The sequence below is a fragment of the Fictibacillus sp. UD genome, assembly GCF_043558025.1.
GTDB lineage: Bacteria > Bacillota > Bacilli > Bacillales > Fictibacillaceae > Fictibacillus.
The window spans coordinates 1-16,540 of sequence record NZ_JARUHH010000024.1 but is presented as its reverse complement, the minus strand read 5'-3'; the positions used below and the strand labels follow the sequence as shown (position 1 = coordinate 16,540).

Genomic DNA, 16,540 nt, shown 5'->3' with positions numbered 1-16,540 from the left:
TAGTACCTAGTCATATAATTTGTTCTTAATTCGACAAATATAGAGAATGCTAAATACAAAATATGTGTTAAGATAGTTACGATGTGAAGTTAAAGGAGACTGATTTAATGAGCGAACATTCGAAGTACGACATTCGTGAATGGAAGAAAAAATTAGCACCATTTGAACGCCCGCGTATATCAGCAAGTGTATGGCAGTTAATTAATTCAGTAGGACCATTTATTATCTTATGGGTTCTTGCTTATCTGAGTCTAAATATATCGTTTTGGTTAACCCTTCTTTGTGCTGTTCCTGCAGCAGGTTTCTTAGTTCGTACATTTATCATTTTTCATGATTGCACACACTATTCATTTTTTAAAAGTCGTAAAGCCAATCAGATCGTAGGTATATTTACAGGTTTATTCACATTTTGTTCCTATGAACAATGGAAGAATAGCCATGCAACGCACCATGCTACGAACGGAAACTTAGAAAAGCGCGGTGTTGGTGATGTTTGGACGATGACATTGCAAGAATATGCAGATGCTTCTTGGTTTAAAAGATTACAATATCGAACATATCGAAATCCGATCGTATTATTTTTAATCGGACCATTATATATTTTCTTGATCGATTACCGATTTAATGCGAAGAATGCTTCTAAAAAAGAAAAAGTGCACGTTTGGTTAACGAATGTTGCGTTAGTCGCAATTGTATTAACGGTTGGATTTGCTATCGGCTGGAAAGCATTTTTATTAGTAGAACTGCCGATCTTCTACATCGCAACATTTTCAGGAGTATGGCTGTTCTACGTGCAGCATCAGTTTGAAGATGGTTACTTTGAACATAACGAAAAATGGAACTATGTAGAAGCTGCATTAAAAGGAAGTTCGTTCTACAAGCTTCCAAAAGTTCTGCAGTGGTTTACAGGAAACATTGGGTTCCACCATGTTCATCACTTGAATTCTCGAGTGCCAAATTATCATTTGGAGAAAGCCCATAAGAGTGATCCGCGACTACAAGATGTGCCAACGCTTACTCTTCTAACAAGCTTAAAATCCTTAACGTTTAAGCTTTGGGATGAACAGTCTAAGAAATTTATTGGCAACAGGGACATTCGTAATTTTATTAGGAAAAACAGAGCAGCATAATTATGAGTCACTCCGCACCGTGTTTCGTTTCTGAACACGGTGAGGGGTGGCTTTTTATTATAGAAATTAAAAGTAAGCTGATTGTTAGAATTTTAGACGTTGTAACTGGCACCAAAAGGCTAGCCGTTAGCCAAGTTTTACTTTATAGGCACCATTTGCCCGTTATCCTTCATATACTAAACACATGCCGACTCCATACGAAAAGAGGAGGATAAAAATGAAGTTGAATGTACAATATATTCCGCTGCATAAGATTAAGCCGAATCTTACCATTAAGATAACAGAACATGTAAAGAAACTTAGAAATAGAATGTGGGACTGCATGTATATGCTGGTTGTAAAAAAAGAAAAAAATAATGATTTTAGCATTATTTGCGGAAATGACCGTTATGAGTATTTAACGAAACACACAAAAAATAAATACGCGCTGTGTATTATAGATGAGCAGTCAAATGAAACAGGTGTGGAGGACTGGTTCAAGGGTTTATATCGTGCAGAACGAAGGAAATCAGGAAAAGAGTGGGTACGCGACAATATGAGTAATAACTCTATATCAATCATTCGTGCATTTATAAGAGAGGATAAAAGATTTAAAGAACTTTCTCATTTTCAGCGATTAAAAGTAATCTTAATAGCAGTTAAGTATAAGAATACAGTTATTACATGCATGAAGTCGAAAGTAGGAGATTTGCTTAAAACACGCTAGAGAAAATAGAACAAAAAAACAGCACCCCTGGTTTATACCTGGAGTGCTTGTTTCATTTACATATCCCATAAATCACTAACCTTAATTGTTGGATCGACTCTTTTTACTGCATATAATATCTTCCTTATGGCAATCATTCTTGGATTTTTATTTGGATTAGATGCTAATTCTTCTATTATTTTTCTTTCGATACCAGTTGTTCGAGTTAACCAGTCAGTATCTTTATTATGCTGTTCGAGCCAAAAGCCTAGCTTACTGCGTTTCTGCTCCACTCTGTACATATTCATTGATACCCCCAACTCAAATTCCTTTTCTCTATAATTCTTAGTTACCCTAATGTAGAAGTTATAAACCTAGGGATTAGTACAATAACGAGTCTTTTGTACTAAAAATAAAAAGGATAGTATGGGGATAACACTTCACTACCCATTTAATTGTGATTTTAGTAGTAAAAAAATACTAAAGGTTTTTACGAATGAAGCAGGTGGAATTATTTAAATCTTCAGAGGAATCATTTATAGTGATAACAAGGTGGTGTTTTTGTTGGAGAATGTTAGGGGTTTGTTGCAAAATTTAAGCAGGAAATATGATAGCATACAGAAAAGCAGCTTTCGTATGGGGGAGGCAAATCTTACACTCGCACATAGTCATATCTTATATGAAATAAATAAACACGCTCGGCTTTCTATGCAGCAAACTGCAGATATTCTAGGAGTTGATATCACGACTTTCAGCAGGCAAATACAAACCTTGATTAAAGCGGGCCTTGTTAAAAAGACTCCGAACCCTAACGACAAAAGAATATATCTGCTTACCTTAACAGAAAATGGAGTGCAGACGGCATCCGAGATAGACACGATCATAAACAACCGTTTAACAGAAAGTTTTTCGCAGCTTACAGATTTTGAGCGTGATACGATTCTCCATTCGTTGAAAATCTTGAGCAAGGTGATGTAACGTAGCGGTGAATGTAAAAGATTGTTGCTTTCCATTGTTAGTCTTAGTATCTTTTGATTGGAGTGAAGGATGCGGGCGTACCACCTGAGGAGCTTCTAGGAAGACATGCGACATGGAATCTTACTTTTTAGCATTTACTTGTTAACGCAGTAGCAGCAAGAATACTTCCTTGAATTCTAATTTTCAGGAGGATCACCGTACGCCCTGTGGAAAGAGAGTACCTGTAACGGAGATCAACCACTTTCAAGAGCTGCAAAGTAAAAATAAGAAAGAGTACCTGATTAACCAGATACTCTTGATTAGATAAAAAATTATATGATTGCCGTATATTTGTCTTTTTTAATGTTTTTCTTTCCTGACTGAAAGAAGAAAATGGACAAGCAATTGTTGAAGATGTTGATCTTTTATATTTTTCTTTGTGAAATGACGCTTCACTAGATGACGGATGATCACTTCACTCATTATTCTTTTCCTCCCTTCTCTGTTTCCCCATATTTCTCCTTCAATCGATAATTATCCTCTAAAATGTCGAAACAATAGTACTGCTTTCCTAGAACTCACATGTTTTCAATCCATACAGTACATTTGAACGAGATAAGAATTAGTGCAAGAATGTCGAATAAATAGTCAGAATATATTGACTAGTGTGAACGCTTTCATATATGATTTAAAAGTAAGACCAGGTCATAAGGAGGGGGTTATTGAAGATGAATTCCGTTTGGTTAGCCATTATTGGGATGTTAATGTTTGCGTTCGGGTACAAGTATTACTCCAAGTTCGTAGCAGAAAAAATTTATAAACTTGACCCGAATTATGTTACTCCGGCTCACAAGTACAATGATGGAGTCGACTTCGTTCCTACAAACAAATTTGTTTTATGGGGACATCATTTTTCTTCTGTAGCAGGGGCGTCACCTATAGTAGGTCCTGCAATCGCACTATACTGGGGCTGGTTACCAGCATTTTTATGGGTTATTTTTGGTACAGTGTTCGCGGCAGGTATTCATGATTTTGGTACACTTGTACTATCTGCTCGTCATAAGGGGCAATCTGTCGGATCCATCACAAGCACGATCATTGGAAAACGTGCAAAAATTATGTTCTTATTCATTATTTTAATTTTGATGTTAATGGTTAATGCCGTATTTGCATGGGTTATTTCAAATCTGTTCATTAAGTTTCCGGCAAGTGTTTTGCCAGTCTTTATCGAGATCCCATTAGCGGTATGGATTGGTTATGCGGTATACAAACGTAAAAAAGAAATGCTTATTCCGTCCATCATTGCTTTAGTAGTCATGTATGGTACAGCTATTCTTTCAAGCAAGATTCCAGCACTCCAAATCGACTTAGTAAAATACTTTGGCGGTGCAGAAGCTGCAGGATTATTCGGTCTAGGTGCAGTTGGTTCTGCATTCTTAGTATGGATCGTCATACTAATGGTCTATTGTTACATATCTTCCGTTCTTCCGGTCTGGAAGCTGCTTCAGCCTCGTGATTACATCAATTCTCACCAATTAGTGGTTGGCTTGCTTATGCTTTATTTAGGGCTTGTTTTCCTTCAGCCGAAGATTACGGCACCAGCTGTAAACGCTGCTGCAGGAGATGTTCCATGGTTTCCGTTATTATTTATTACAATTGCGTGTGGAGCGATCTCTGGATTCCACGGACTTGTATCATCAGGGACAACTTCCAAACAGCTTGATAAAGAAACAGATGCCCGTTTTGTTGGGTATGCAGGTGCTGTAGGTGAAGGTACTCTTGCATTAATCGCAATCATTGCGGTTTCAACAGTTTTTGCTACACAAGGAGATTTCCTAGCAACTTATAATAGCTTTGCTGCAGCAAGCTCAGGCGGACTTGGTGCCTTTATCGGAGGAGCCGCTCAGCTTGCGACAGGGCTCTGGATTCCAGCTGATATCGCAGCTACGATCGTTGCCGTTATTATCGTAAGTTTTGCTGCTACATCTCTTGATACATCGTTCCGTTTAATGCGTTATATCATTTCAGAGCTTGGAGTAGAATACAAGGTTCGTTCTCTTGAAAAGAAACATGTTGCAACATCCATTGCAGCTGTTTCCTCTACAGCTCTCGTTATCCTTCCTCAAGGTCCGAACGGTTTTGGATCAGGCGGATATCTGTTATGGCCATTGTTTGGAACAAGCAATCAGCTTTTAGCGGGGATTTCCTTGCTCCTTATAACCATCTGGCTAAAACGTCTTGGCCGAAATTACATGGTTACGTTAATTCCGATGCTCTTTGTGTTCTTTATGACACTTTGGGCGATGATTCAGCAGGTTGTGTTTACATGGTCAGGTATGGGAGATAACGATGCAAACATGCTGCTCTTTATTTTCGGAAGCTTGATTTTAGGGTTTACGCTGTGGATTATTTTAGAAGCGTTAGCTACTTTTAGGAAAAAGACAACAGAACCGTTAACAACGGATATGTAATCGTGAAGTAGAGGCTAGGAAAGCTAGTCTCTACTTTCTTTTCAAGGAGGGGGCAGCGAGAGATATGTCTTTTTTAGAGAAATTGAAAACAGCTGTTGATCTGTACGATCAAATCTTGAAGCAGCCGCATCGTGCAGAAATTGCAAGAGAATTAAGAAATGAAGAGGATTTGTTCATGCTTTTATGTGTATCAGAAATGCTTGGAATTCCCAATCCTGCTTATTATTACACGTTAGAACTATATCCTCTGCTTTTAGAAAAATTTCACGATTGGCATATGAGAATGGGTATGGATAAATCACCTTTAGAAGGAATTCGCTGCTGTTAGGAGAGAAATTTGATATGAAGATTTATTTTATTGGTGGAAAAGGCGGAGTCGGAAAAAGTACAACGGCTTCTGCATTTGCCGTTCTTTGCGCAAGAGAAGGAAAGAAGACGCTTCTCGTTTCAACTGACCCAGCCCATAATACAGGAGATCTTTTTCAAGTGAAAAAAGTAAAAGGGAAAACGAACATTGCCCCAAACCTTGATTTAATTGAAATTGATTCTGACAAAGAAGCCCTGGTGTATATGGAACAAGTGAAACAGAACATAAAAGGACTAGTAAAGGTGACGATGCTTGAAGAGGTGCACCGTCAGCTCGATCTTGCCGGCAAATCCCCTGGCGCTGCAGAAGCGGCTGTATTTGATAAAATGACGTCCATCTTGTTAGAAGACAGCAAAAAATATGAGACGGTCGTGTTTGATACCGCACCGACAGGGCACACATTAAGACTCTTGCTTTTACCAGAATTCATGGGTGTCTGGATGGATGGGCTTTTAGAAAAACGAAAGAAGGTTCAGGATAACTACACACAGCTTTTGTACGACGGCGAAACGAGAGAGGATCCAATCTATGAAGTTCTTCAGGCGAGAAGGCAGAAGTTTAGTAAAGTAAGAGAGTTAATCATTGATAAGGAAAAAACGACATATATGATGGTAGTGAATCCTGAGCGTTTGCCCATCTTAGAAACAGCGAGTGCGGTAAAAACATTAAAAGAACATGGCATCTCTGTCAGTAAGATCATCGTAAACAAAGTCATCCCTGAAGAAGTAGAAGGAACATTTATGAGAAACCGGAAAGAAGCAGAGCGGCCGTATCTCGAAGACATTAAACAAATGTTTAAAGATACAGAGAAAATATATGTTCCGATGTTCGACCATGATATTGCAACAAGGGAAGGCTTGCAGGAGTATAGCGAGTTTTTAAAAACGACGGAATTGTTGAAGGCATAGAAATAACCAGCGCAGACCTTTTTAGGTTGACGCTGGTTTTTTAATAGTTTTCCATGTGGAAAGGACACCTCTTTCTGTAAATTATAATTTGTGGATTCATAGCTGATTTTTGTGGATTGGGCATCAAAACTTTTGGATTGAACAGCAAAATTTCTGGATTGAACAGCAAAATTTTTGGATACATCTCTTATTTGTCGTGAGACGTGTCTTCCCCAAAAGAACTAATATTAGTTACCTAATTTTTTCTTGTTAAAAACAACGCTACAGTATGTTTTTTCGTAATCTGTTCGCCGTTCTTTTGAATCGCTAGCTGTATTCCTTGATAAAGTGGGCGTTTTTGTTCTGCGGTAAGCACTTGATGGCCAGAATGCGTGTTTAAGAGTCCGATATAATCTTCTGCTGAATAAACTTGCTCCCATGTATATGTATGGACTTTTAAATCATGAAATTCTCCAGCCTTCAATGTGAGATCACTTCGCTCTTTTATAAATTCTTCTAATGATGGAATGTTGCGGTCATTAAGATGTGGTGCATGCTTTTTATAAACTTCTCTAATAGATTGATAGACTGCTTCGTCGGACGCCACATGTACGAACCAAAAGAGAGCAAGCACACCGTCTTCATTTAAAAGAGAGGAAACTTTTCGATAGCCTTCTTCATATGGAATAAAGTGAAATGCTGTTCCCGAAAAAGCGAGATCGAATTTCTTGTGATCTGGATTAGTCCATTCTTCAAAATCAGAATGAACAATTTGTAGGTTAGGATACGGAGAGAATTTCTTCTGAGTCAGCAATGCTAGATTTTCTCCATATTCAATGCAAGTAATATTCGAGTAACCACTTTTTAAGAAACCCTCAGTTGCCTTTCCCGTTCCGCTTCCAATCTCCAAAAGTGAGTCATTCACATCTAAATCTGAGTAAGAAATAATATCTTTAAACAAGTCAGTAGGATAAGCAGGACGGTATCGTTCATAAAAATCCGCGACAAAATTAAACGATTGTTTAAAAGAAGTCATCAATATCAGCCCCAATTAGTTTAAGGAAAATGATACCAAAATTTAGATCTAGTGAATAGAGGAGATTAATAAAATTAAAGGTAAAATGGTTTGTTAACCACTAAAAAACAACTGCCGTTCTAAAGTTTTTGTCCAGCTTCATAACCTTTTTAAGTAAGCATATTATTTTTGATGCGTTTTTTTAAGAAAAATTGTTGTTTTGAAGCTGCCAATATAGTTGGAAAAGGGTATGCTTGCGTGCAAAAATGCAGCGTTTGCGCGTGAAATAATCAAACATGCGCGTAAAAAAGGCGGAAGCGCGTGAAGTAAGGGAATACCGCGCGTAAAAGGCTGCACGCTGCGCGAACGTGTAATAAATATAAGAACACGTACAGCAAGCCTTATGAGGTGGCAAAAAAGTTAAGGGGGCTGAAAATGAGAGATTATTTAAGGTGGTCTGCCATTCCATACCCAGGTGAGTCATATCCCCCAACTCCAGTAACTCCTGAAGCAGGATCATGGCCGATGTTTTTTATTACGAGAAAAGGGAACGAATTTTTTGACCCATTCAGAAACCCAATCACATGGAGAATTAAAGACCCAAACACGATCGATTGGGAGAGTGAGCTTTATATTGTAAAACAAGTGCTTCAGCAGATAACGCCTGAACAGATCAGGATTGCTCAAGTTTGGGCAACTGGCGAGGTAAATAGGCAGACCATGCCCATTGTTTACAATATGATGGAAACTTACGGTCTAGCCTCAACGAAAGCGGCTAGATTTTTAGCATTCTATCAAGCTGCCATTAACGATGCATTTGTGATTACGTGGTACTTTAAATATCTTTGGGATGTTGCAAGACCTTGTCAATACGACCGGAATTTAAAAACGGTATTATACACACCTCGTTTTCCAGGTTACCCTTCTGCTCATGCGGTTATGGCAGGGTGTTCTGAGGTGATCTTAAGTTACTATTTTCCACAGGAAACGTATCGCATTCACCAGTTGATGGAAGAGTGTGCAATGTCGAGATTGTATGCGGGCGTCCATTTTAAAGTTGATAATGATGAGGGGCTGTCATTGGGAAGGCAGCTTGGCGAGATTGTCGTCCAATTGATTAAATCACAAAATATATGAAAAAACCGGACGTTTAATGGTCCGGTTTTTAATATCCTCTAAATACATATTCTTCTTCGGGTTTTTCAATCTCTTTCCAGCTTTTCACTTTTACATAGGGTATATCTGCTTTAAATGGCTGATAATACTGTGTTTCAATGGTTCCATCGACTTCGATCCACTTATCGTTTGGAAACGAGGTGCCTTCAGGAAACTCCACCATCATGCCGAATACACCAGAATCTGCTATGCAGTGAATGATTCCGAAACGAAGAAGGAACAATTCATTTTTTTTGCTCTTAGACTGATCATCAGCATTATACGTAAACCCTGTAAACTGTACTTTTTTATCAAGGAAAATTCCTGGTTTGTAATAGATGCTTTCCATGCCTTTTAAATAATTTTTGTCGTTTAGCACGACGGTATCGCCTTTCGTAAATGGCTTAAGTTCTTTGTCCATGATCGAGTTATAACTTTCTTTGCCATAGTACACACTCGTATCCGGTTTTAAAAATTGGTGCTCCCCAAAGTCACCTTCATTTTCCAGGCCTTTAAAGTGGAACCCCTTTGTTTTTACCGTCTCGGAATCTAGAGAAGCAATAGGAAAAAACAGACCTGAGATAATCGGGAAAATGAGTATACTGTTAACTGTGAAATTTTTAAAACGTGAAGGTTTTTTGTGATGGTCATGCCCGCAATCGGGTGTGCAAGAGTCATCATGTACATGCTCGCCGTCTTCACTCTTACCATAAATGTAGAACTGTACGAGCGTTAAAAAACCTAGGATAAATATAGCCGAAAACGAGATATACGAATATTTCATGTTAATGTATTTGCTAATATCACCAGTCGCATGCAAGTGCATGAACAAAAAAGTAAAGCCAATGAGTATCAGGATACGAATCATAGGATAACACCTCCCCTAAAGAAATAATGATCCGAGCAGCACAAGGACCGTAATATAGCCGATCAGACTTAACACTAATTTCTTCTTAAAAACAGCAAGCATCATTAGCACATTCTTAATATCAAGCATCGGTCCGTATACAAGGAACGCAACGATCGATCCAATCGTAAACGTGCTCTGGAAAGAAGACGCGATGAATGCATCTGCTTCTGAGCAAAGTGAGAGCACAAAAGCTAATCCCATCATTACTAGTGAAGAGGAAACCTCACCTTGTCCGATTTCTAGCAATGTTGAAGTTTTCACGTACGTTTGCATGCTTGCGGCAATTAACGCACCAATGACGAGGTATTTTCCCACTGAAAAAAATTCTTCAACTGCGTGTACAAATGTACCTTTGATCTTATTGTATAGAGAGATCTGAGGTGCTGAAACAGTTGCAGCTGTTTCGATTCCCCCTGGTGAATTTGTAATTACACCAATCTCATTTTTTAGCACTTTTGCATTCTTAAACTGAACAGCTAGTAAAAAACCTACAAGTATCGCCACGATCATGGCAAGACCGCCTCGATAGATCATAACATCCCACTGATTGCCGAATGCGACAAAAGTAGAAAATAACACTACAGGATTAATAATAGGTCCTGTCAGCATAAAAGGGATGGCAGCAAAAGCAGGAACTCCCTTAGCAATTAACCTTCTTGTAATCGGAACAATTCCACATTCACAAGCAGGGAAAATAGCTCCTAAGAAAGCACCAAACAAAATCGCGGCCACTTTGTTCTTAGGCATGATCCGAGCAACCATTTCTTCTGTAACAAACATCTGAATAACACCAGCAATGAGCACACCGATCAGAACAAACGGCAGTGCTTCAATGAGGATGCTAATAAAAACAGTATTCATCTGTAAAAAAGATTTGTCGAGCATCCAAGTATTCCTCCAAACGAATCAGCGATTAACAAGCTAATTATTATCATAAAAAATAAATTTTGTGAATTTCCATTTAACATTAACTTCACTATAACGTATCTATTGAAGGAAAATAAATGGAAAATAAAGAATTAGAAGATTGTGGGAAATGGGGTCTGACCCCAAACAATTTATTTCCCACGCTGAAATTGAGAAAAGGGGGTACAGGATGAACCATTTCGACTTGCGTCCTAAGCGGCGTTCGGCATTTCGAATCTCGCTAGGCAAAAAGTATTACACGTTAAAAAGATACATAGAATGGTTTACAGATGATAAGACGTATGCAAAAACAATTAGCAGTGAAAAACTTCCTTTCGTCAGTTTTTCGCATCAGACCATTCTTCTTCGGAAATTGAAAGACGTGGACATGTGGTATCAACACAACAAAGTGAAAAATCTTCAGATCGCCATTAAACGATTAAACGGAATCGTGGTCAAGCCTGGAGAGACGTTTTCCTATTGGAAGGGAATTGGAACAACATCACGGTCGAAAGGCTATGTGGATGGAATGGTTCTCTTCTACGGAACGTTTAAAAAGGGAACGGGAGGAGGGCTTTGTCAGCTGTCCAACTTGATTTACTGGATGACGCTGCACACACCGCTGACCGTAACGGAGCGTCATCGGCATAGCTATGATGTGTTTCCTGATTCAAAGCGCACACAGCCGTTCGGAAGCGGAGCAACCTGTGCTTATAATTATTTGGATCTGCAGATCAAAAACACAACCGATAAAAACTACCAGCTACACCTTTACCTGACGGATACTCATCTTGTTGGAGAATGGCGAACTGAGCAGGAGCCACTGCAATCATACAAAGTGTATGAAAAAGAACATTGGATCACACCGGCATATTGGGGTGGTTATCTCAGACACAATCTTATTCATCGGAAAGTGTTCAACAAGATGAAGCAGCAGATTGATGATGAATATGTAACAGAAAACCATGCAATCATGATGTATGAACCTCTCTTAGAAACCAGTCAAAAAGAGGCATAAAAAAAACCTTGGCCGAAAAAGCGGGCCAAGGTTTTACTTTGTCTGTAATTCTGTTAATCCCAAAAGTTCCAATAAAGGCTCTGGTTTCAGCTGTTTACGGCCATCAGCAGATTTTAAGGTGAAAGAAGGGAGTTCAGGATCATAATGAATTTCGATTTTTTTACCGTTCATTTCGACAATTCCGTAATCCTTTTGAAGGGAAGCATCTTCTTTATCAATTGCTTCATCATTAACCCATTTAACAAATTGCTCAATCTTGTTACGATCGGTTATTGTGCTGCAGGTGTCAGCTTCTTTATTAGTATAAACACAAATACTGCTCGGAATCGCCTCAATCCAATTCGTGCTGCGCATAATAGGTCTAAGGTCAAACCTAACTTCTGTTGTGTTTTCATTAGGAATCCATCCGCCGCCTATATGCAGTTCTTTACCTTCCTTTTCCCAAGTCATCATAAACCCGCCCCAATCTTCAATGAATGCTTGTTTATGTACAAGTTTCCAGCCATGAAGAGGCATCTGCTTTTTATAAAACCCATAAACGTCATACCAATGATTTCCTTTGATTAAATAGTTATGTTCTTGAAATTCTAACCCTTTATAAAGCGGAAGGTCATCACGCTTTTCGGGAACAACGGTAACTGATGCGTAACGATTTTTTTCGTTCATATAACTGTAAACAGAAACACCTGAAACGAAAAAGCCGATACACACACAAGCTATTATTAATATCTTTTTCATCGTTACCTCCCATATCATCTTTAATTTTATTTTAACAGAAAAAGGGAATTGTGAAGTTTGATTTTTTAATTATGCTTCTATTGTTTCAATTGAAAAAGTAAAGTGCATGGCTTATTGTAGTAAAATATCGCATGTGAAAAGAAAAATGTTTGAAATACGCGAAAAGAGTTAAAGAGATTATGGAAATGATAATATAAAAGAAAGCTCTTTTCTAAAGGATTGTTGCTTATCAAACATCAGCAGAGTAAAACTACTGTAAAGAGCAACATTGTATGCGAAGACAGCCTAAGAGAAAGAGAGAGAAGGTCTGCTTATGATTCGAACAATAGCGATTATTGATCAAAAAGTAATTCTCAACCCGCCATTTAGGCAATTGGCTGAAATGCAGCCGGATTGGTTCTGGGTGGATTTTAACAGTCCTACTCCAGGTGAAACAAACCTTCTTCGCTCGTTTTTTGACTTTCATCCTTTGGCAGTAGAGGACTGCGTAAATGCACTGCAGCGGCCAAAGGTAGAATTCTATGAAGAGCACTTGTTTTATGTTGTTCATGCTTTGGATCAAAAGACACTTGAAGCGACAGAAGTTGATATCTTTACTACAAAGAACAGTGTCGTAACCTTTCATAAGGAGAACGTTCCTGAGATTGATTTTGTATGGAATTATTTAAGAGGGTTAGAGACCGTTCCGCCAGAATTGGGAAAAAACGAACTTGTGCATAAGCTGATGGATAAGCTGGTAGATATGTATTTTCCGATCATGCATGAGTTAGAAGAGCGCGTAATTTCCATCGAAAGCAATGAAGATGATGAAGCGCCAAAACTGATCAATCAGATTTTTGATATTAGAGGGGATCTGCTGACATTAAGAAAAACGGTTGTACCGATGCGTGAGCTTTTATACCGTATGCTTGAGTCAAAACGAGTTGGTTTGGATGCGGATGAAAGGTCCTATTTTCATGACATCTATGACCATCTCTTGAGGTTGACTGATATGATGACTTCAGCTCGAGAGATGACGTCAGATATTCGGGATAACTATATTTCGTTAAACTCGTATCGAATGAACAATATCATGAAAACATTAACGGTTATCACAACGATCTTCATGCCATTAACGTTTATTGCGGGATTATATGGAATGAACTTTGTGAACATGCCAGAGCTTCAAACAGAGAATGGTTACTTTTACGTACTTGGCTTTATGGTTTTATTAGGTATTGTGATGTCCATTTGGTTTAAGAAAAAAGGATGGTTTGAACAGGATTAACAGCTGTTTAAAATGTGTTTAACAGGGGAACCTACTTGTAAAGAACCGTTTGGAGGGAAACCAAATGAAAAAAGATATTATCGGTACATACACAAGAGAAGAAGAAGCAGTTGGCGCGATCAAAGCACTCGTTGAAAAAGGCTATCATCCATCCGAAATTTCTATTGTTGCCAAAGACGATAAAATGGTAGATAGTGTTGCTGACGAAACGCATGTTAAAGAAGAAAAAGTTATGGACGATGACGTGGATAATGCCACTTATGGAACGATTGCCGGCTTTTTAACAGGAATTGGAGGCGGTATCGCCGTTCCTGGCCTAGGGGTTCCAGGTGTTGGTCCGCTTCTTGCAGCTGGCCCTTTTGCAGCAATGTTTGATGACGGTGAAAAGGATATGAAAGAAATACTTCTAAATATGGACGTGACAAAAGATGATGCAGAACGCTACATGCAGGATCTGCAGGACGGAAAGATTCTCGTCATGGTGGAACGAAAATAATGCAATACTTAGGAAGACACCTTTTGATGAGGTGTCTTTTTTCGTATAGAAATAGGGTTCCAGGAAAAAAATAACTTCAGTATATATGATGAAGGTGTTGGGACTCTATGAAAAAACGAAAACTTCTTCCTTATCCATTCTTGTTTTATTAATTACCGGGACGGTTTTTATCGTTTTAACAATTGTGAGAAATCAAGATCCATACCGTTCACTTGATGAAAGCTGCAGCCGGTCAATTTATGATTCGAAATTCTTTTCAAATCCATTCATGCTGTTTTTCACTAGGCTTGGATCAGGTTTCTTTACGATTCCATTAGGTGTATTCTTGTTTCTAAGCTTCAATAACACAGGAGACCGAGATAAAAGGAACATCATGATCTTTAACATAATTGGCATCCGGCTTTTAACCACCCTTTTTAAACAGCTGTTTAAAAGAACACCTCCAGAATGGGAAAGAAGAGTCAAAGCTAGTCCGTACGGTTACCCGAGTGCTCATGCTATGAATGCAGCTGCCTTTTATAGCTTGCTACTCAGTTTCTCCGGTTTGTATAAGAACACTAAGATTATAGCAGGCTACATCGTGTTTCTATTTTTAATCGGGGTAAGCAGAGTAAAGTTAGGCGTTCATTATGTGCTGGATGTTATTGCGGGAATAGCTGGCGGAGTGTTTTACAATCTTGCAGTTATAAAAACATATCAATTGTTTGTTAGGCGCTAAGCATTTTAGCGTCTTTTTTTATGAGTGGTTTTGAAACTTTTTCCAATATTTTTCGTTTATACCTATATATGAAATGCGGGGTGTTTTACATGGGTATTTTATTAGACGTGGTATTTGGTATCTTAATTGCATCTGGAATCGGCATAGCACTTTATCACCTCTTCAAAAATTTTAAAGATAAAAAGAGAGCAGTTCCTGTTTACGGATTGTCATATAGCGGAGAATATACACAAAAGAATTTTTGGACAAATGAGATCATTATCGTTGTTGTCGTCACGCAAGGATTTGGCTTTTTGAAGCTCTCCATGCCTGTGAATATTTTAATGATCTGCTTACTTGTTATACTCACACTTCTTTATTTCACTCAGATTTTGCGAGGTGCGATCGGTCAAAAAGGTGTTGTCTCTGCTACAAAGTTTTATAACTGGAAACAGATTGATTCCGTTGATTGGATTACAGGACTTCAGGCGGAAAACCCTGGATATCCGAGCTGGGGTTTGGTTCGCTTTCATGCGGGTGACAAATATGTGGAGTTCGTGATTAAGAAAAAAGAAGAGGATAACGTTCGATCGTTTGTTGAGAAGCAAATGAATTTAGCAAAAGCTAATTAGTTCACTCGATTAGTTTTTAGATAAAAGGTATTCTGTCTTTTTCCTAGAATAAGTTAGATGTAAAAGGGAAAAGGTGGTTTTACAATGAAACCATATGTAAAAGCCGGGTTAATTACTGCCGGAATAATCGTTCTTATTAGCACGTATCTGATCGGAACGTATGTAGAGAAATTAAATGTCCAAAGAGAAAGCCTGAATGTGGACCCGCTGAATTTTGTCAGTATTTTATTTGGCCTATCTCTAATTGTAATTGGCTTAAGAATAAAAACGAAAAAAGAGATCGATGCAGAAAACAGTGCGAAATAGGCACTGTTTTTTTGGTGTTTTGTAGACGGTTCCAATTTTTTGTATAATACAAGAAGTTAATACATTCATTGAGTCAGAGGAGACAATCATGAAATACGAAGATTTTAAAGAAATCGTGCACGGCAGAAGAAGTGTTCGTAAGTTTACAGATGAATCAGTTGCTCAAGAAGATATTTATGAGATCATGGATTGCGCTCGCTATGCGCCGAGTGATACCAACTCTCAAACATGGGAATTTATCGTAATCCGCAACAAAGATAAAGTGAAAAAAATTGAAGAGATGACGTGGGATGCTATTCATAAACTGGCAGCCAGAGCGGAAGGCAACGGCAAAACGAAGGAAGCGAAATTACTGACTCGTTCGTTCGGTCCTTATGCAACGGCATTCTCAGGAGCTCCTGTGTTAATCATCTGTTTAGCTACTCCATACGAGTCGAAGTTCCGAGAAAAAATCTTTGATCCGATCGAGCTTGCGGAAGAATCCGTATGGGAAGAAGAAGGGATTAAGAGCAGCTGTCTCGCGATCCAGAACTTAATGCTTGCTGCACATGCGCGCGGTCTAGGTTCTTGTCCGATGACAGGCCCTGTGTTATTGGCTCAAGATGCGATTCGTGAATATCTGGATATTTCGTCTGAGAAGCAGATCAATATGGTCATATCACTTGGTCATCCGCAAGATCAGCCGAAAAAACTGGCACGAAAAGCAGTAGAAGAGATCGTGACATACGTAGATTAATGAAAAACTGGCTTTCTAGGTTGCAGTAATGACCTAGGGAGCTAGTTTTTTGTTGGTTTAAGCTCGTTCAGCGGCATTTATGCACGCTGAACGAGCGCAAAATGAGATTTACGAGCGCAAAATGAGATTTACGAGCGCAAAATGAGATTTACGAGCGCAAAATGAGA

General features: G+C 38.6%; 20 protein-coding genes. 14 read left to right on the top strand and 6 right to left on the bottom strand.

Annotation, left to right across the window (positions count from 1 at the left end; genetic code table 11):
- The first annotated feature begins 107 nt into the window (after window positions 1–107).
- Window positions 108–1,130 carry a fatty acid desaturase gene (locus tag P8610_RS19860; protein WP_289496736.1) on the top strand — a complete coding sequence of 341 codons (1,023 nt, stop codon included), beginning with the start codon at window positions 108–110 and terminating at the stop codon, window positions 1,128–1,130.
- A 217-nt stretch (window positions 1,131–1,347) separates the two neighbouring features.
- A complete protein-coding gene (locus P8610_RS19855) occupies window positions 1,348–1,836 on the top strand; it encodes a hypothetical protein (RefSeq protein ID WP_394605911.1) in 489 nt (162 codons plus the stop codon).
- 56 nt (window positions 1,837–1,892) lie between these two features.
- On the opposite strand, the gene P8610_RS19850 is transcribed toward P8610_RS19855, so the two are convergent.
- Window positions 1,893–2,123 (bottom strand): hypothetical protein, encoded by a 231-nt coding sequence (locus P8610_RS19850; protein ID WP_394605910.1) that lies wholly within the window; start codon window positions 2,121–2,123, stop codon window positions 1,893–1,895.
- 247 nt (window positions 2,124–2,370) lie between these two features.
- Between P8610_RS19850 and P8610_RS19845 the strand changes: the two genes are divergently transcribed.
- Window positions 2,371–2,793, top strand: a complete 423-nt coding sequence (locus P8610_RS19845) for a MarR family winged helix-turn-helix transcriptional regulator (protein ID WP_394605922.1) — start codon at window positions 2,371–2,373, stop codon at window positions 2,791–2,793.
- A 339-nt stretch (window positions 2,794–3,132) separates the two neighbouring features.
- Here P8610_RS19845 and P8610_RS19840 read toward each other — a convergent pair whose 3' ends face one another.
- Window positions 3,133–3,255 (bottom strand): hypothetical protein, encoded by a 123-nt coding sequence (locus P8610_RS19840; RefSeq protein WP_394605909.1) that lies wholly within the window; start codon window positions 3,253–3,255, stop codon window positions 3,133–3,135.
- A gap of 245 nt (window positions 3,256–3,500) precedes the next feature.
- On the opposite strand from P8610_RS19840, the gene P8610_RS19835 reads away from it, so the two are divergent.
- The 3 genes from P8610_RS19835 to P8610_RS19825 all read left to right on the top strand — a co-directional run bounded on the left by P8610_RS19835 (window position 3,501) and on the right by P8610_RS19825 (window position 6,518).
- On the top strand, window positions 3,501–5,243 hold the full coding sequence (locus tag P8610_RS19835) for a carbon starvation CstA family protein (RefSeq protein WP_394605908.1): 1,743 nt from the start codon (window positions 3,501–3,503) through the stop codon (window positions 5,241–5,243).
- Between the two features lie 64 nt (window positions 5,244–5,307).
- Window positions 5,308–5,571: a cory-CC-star protein gene (locus P8610_RS19830; protein ID WP_066236106.1), complete on the top strand. Its 264-nt coding sequence runs from the start codon at window positions 5,308–5,310 to the stop codon at window positions 5,569–5,571.
- A 14-nt stretch (window positions 5,572–5,585) separates the two neighbouring features.
- A complete protein-coding gene (locus P8610_RS19825) occupies window positions 5,586–6,518 on the top strand; it encodes an ArsA family ATPase (protein WP_394605907.1) in 933 nt (310 codons plus the stop codon).
- A 235-nt stretch (window positions 6,519–6,753) separates the two neighbouring features.
- Here P8610_RS19825 and P8610_RS19820 read toward each other — a convergent pair whose 3' ends face one another.
- On the bottom strand, window positions 6,754–7,533 hold the full coding sequence (locus P8610_RS19820; protein WP_394605906.1) for an rRNA adenine N-6-methyltransferase family protein: 780 nt from the start codon (window positions 7,531–7,533) through the stop codon (window positions 6,754–6,756).
- Between the two features lie 414 nt (window positions 7,534–7,947).
- On the opposite strand from P8610_RS19820, the gene P8610_RS19815 reads away from it, so the two are divergent.
- The gene (locus P8610_RS19815; RefSeq protein WP_394605905.1) at window positions 7,948–8,649 is read left to right on the top strand and encodes a vanadium-dependent haloperoxidase; all 702 of its coding nucleotides are present in this window, start codon (window positions 7,948–7,950) and stop codon (window positions 8,647–8,649) included.
- Between the two features lie 28 nt (window positions 8,650–8,677).
- Here P8610_RS19815 and P8610_RS19810 read toward each other — a convergent pair whose 3' ends face one another.
- Together P8610_RS19810 and P8610_RS19805 are read right to left on the bottom strand one after the other, a co-directional pair.
- Window positions 8,678–9,535 carry a TIGR03943 family putative permease subunit gene (locus P8610_RS19810; protein WP_394605904.1) on the bottom strand — a complete coding sequence of 286 codons (858 nt, stop codon included), beginning with the start codon at window positions 9,533–9,535 and terminating at the stop codon, window positions 8,678–8,680.
- A 15-nt stretch (window positions 9,536–9,550) separates the two neighbouring features.
- Entirely contained in the window at window positions 9,551–10,462 is a 912-nt protein-coding gene (locus P8610_RS19805; RefSeq protein ID WP_394605903.1) for a permease, read from the bottom strand.
- Between the two features lie 211 nt (window positions 10,463–10,673).
- Here P8610_RS19805 and P8610_RS19800 point away from each other — a divergent pair, with 211 nt between their 5' ends.
- Window positions 10,674–11,501 carry a VanW family protein gene (locus tag P8610_RS19800; RefSeq protein ID WP_394605902.1) on the top strand — a complete coding sequence of 276 codons (828 nt, stop codon included), beginning with the start codon at window positions 10,674–10,676 and terminating at the stop codon, window positions 11,499–11,501.
- A gap of 33 nt (window positions 11,502–11,534) precedes the next feature.
- Here P8610_RS19800 and P8610_RS19795 read toward each other — a convergent pair whose 3' ends face one another.
- Window positions 11,535–12,239, bottom strand: coding sequence for a hypothetical protein (locus P8610_RS19795; RefSeq protein ID WP_394605901.1), 705 nt, complete (start codon window positions 12,237–12,239; stop codon window positions 11,535–11,537).
- Between the two features lie 313 nt (window positions 12,240–12,552).
- Here P8610_RS19795 and corA point away from each other — a divergent pair, with 313 nt between their 5' ends.
- The 6 genes from corA (at window position 12,553) to P8610_RS19765 (ending at window position 16,373) form a co-directional block, all read left to right on the top strand.
- Entirely contained in the window at window positions 12,553–13,506 is a 954-nt protein-coding gene (gene corA / locus P8610_RS19790) for a magnesium/cobalt transporter CorA (RefSeq protein WP_394605900.1), read from the top strand.
- Window positions 13,507–13,570: 64 nt separating this feature from the next.
- Complete coding sequence (locus tag P8610_RS19785) at window positions 13,571–14,002, top strand: general stress protein (protein WP_394605899.1); 432 nt, start codon at window positions 13,571–13,573, stop codon at window positions 14,000–14,002.
- 97 nt (window positions 14,003–14,099) lie between these two features.
- Entirely contained in the window at window positions 14,100–14,720 is a 621-nt protein-coding gene (locus P8610_RS19780) for a phosphatase PAP2 family protein (protein WP_394605898.1), read from the top strand.
- An 89-nt stretch (window positions 14,721–14,809) separates the two neighbouring features.
- Complete coding sequence (locus P8610_RS19775; protein ID WP_394605897.1) at window positions 14,810–15,331, top strand: hypothetical protein; 522 nt, start codon at window positions 14,810–14,812, stop codon at window positions 15,329–15,331.
- An 84-nt stretch (window positions 15,332–15,415) separates the two neighbouring features.
- A complete protein-coding gene (locus P8610_RS19770) occupies window positions 15,416–15,637 on the top strand; it encodes a hypothetical protein (RefSeq protein WP_394605896.1) in 222 nt (73 codons plus the stop codon).
- Window positions 15,638–15,725: 88 nt separating this feature from the next.
- Window positions 15,726–16,373: a nitroreductase family protein gene (locus P8610_RS19765; RefSeq protein ID WP_289496714.1), complete on the top strand. Its 648-nt coding sequence runs from the start codon at window positions 15,726–15,728 to the stop codon at window positions 16,371–16,373.
- Window positions 16,374–16,540: the final 167 nt, after the last annotated feature.

Coding starts and splice junctions, on each gene's coding strand:
- P8610_RS19860 (WP_289496736.1), top strand. CDS start 108: ATGAGCGAACATTCGAAGTACGACATTCGTGAATGGAAGAAAAAATTA.
- P8610_RS19855 (WP_394605911.1), top strand. CDS start 1,348: ATGAAGTTGAATGTACAATATATTCCGCTGCATAAGATTAAGCCGAAT.
- P8610_RS19850 (WP_394605910.1), bottom strand. CDS start 2,123: ATGAATATGTACAGAGTGGAGCAGAAACGCAGTAAGCTAGGCTTTTGG.
- P8610_RS19840 (WP_394605909.1), bottom strand. CDS start 3,255: ATGAGTGAAGTGATCATCCGTCATCTAGTGAAGCGTCATTTCACAAAG.
- P8610_RS19835 (WP_394605908.1), top strand. CDS start 3,501: ATGAATTCCGTTTGGTTAGCCATTATTGGGATGTTAATGTTTGCGTTC.
- P8610_RS19830 (WP_066236106.1), top strand. CDS start 5,308: ATGTCTTTTTTAGAGAAATTGAAAACAGCTGTTGATCTGTACGATCAA.
- P8610_RS19825 (WP_394605907.1), top strand. CDS start 5,586: ATGAAGATTTATTTTATTGGTGGAAAAGGCGGAGTCGGAAAAAGTACA.
- P8610_RS19820 (WP_394605906.1), bottom strand. CDS start 7,533: ATGACTTCTTTTAAACAATCGTTTAATTTTGTCGCGGATTTTTATGAA.
- P8610_RS19815 (WP_394605905.1), top strand. CDS start 7,948: ATGAGAGATTATTTAAGGTGGTCTGCCATTCCATACCCAGGTGAGTCA.
- P8610_RS19810 (WP_394605904.1), bottom strand. CDS start 9,535: ATGATTCGTATCCTGATACTCATTGGCTTTACTTTTTTGTTCATGCAC.
- P8610_RS19805 (WP_394605903.1), bottom strand. CDS start 10,462: ATGCTCGACAAATCTTTTTTACAGATGAATACTGTTTTTATTAGCATC.
- P8610_RS19800 (WP_394605902.1), top strand. CDS start 10,674: ATGAACCATTTCGACTTGCGTCCTAAGCGGCGTTCGGCATTTCGAATC.
- P8610_RS19795 (WP_394605901.1), bottom strand. CDS start 12,239: ATGAAAAAGATATTAATAATAGCTTGTGTGTGTATCGGCTTTTTCGTT.
- corA (WP_394605900.1), top strand. CDS start 12,553: ATGATTCGAACAATAGCGATTATTGATCAAAAAGTAATTCTCAACCCG.
- P8610_RS19785 (WP_394605899.1), top strand. CDS start 13,571: ATGAAAAAAGATATTATCGGTACATACACAAGAGAAGAAGAAGCAGTT.
- P8610_RS19775 (WP_394605897.1), top strand. CDS start 14,810: ATGGGTATTTTATTAGACGTGGTATTTGGTATCTTAATTGCATCTGGA.
- P8610_RS19770 (WP_394605896.1), top strand. CDS start 15,416: ATGAAACCATATGTAAAAGCCGGGTTAATTACTGCCGGAATAATCGTT.
- P8610_RS19765 (WP_289496714.1), top strand. CDS start 15,726: ATGAAATACGAAGATTTTAAAGAAATCGTGCACGGCAGAAGAAGTGTT.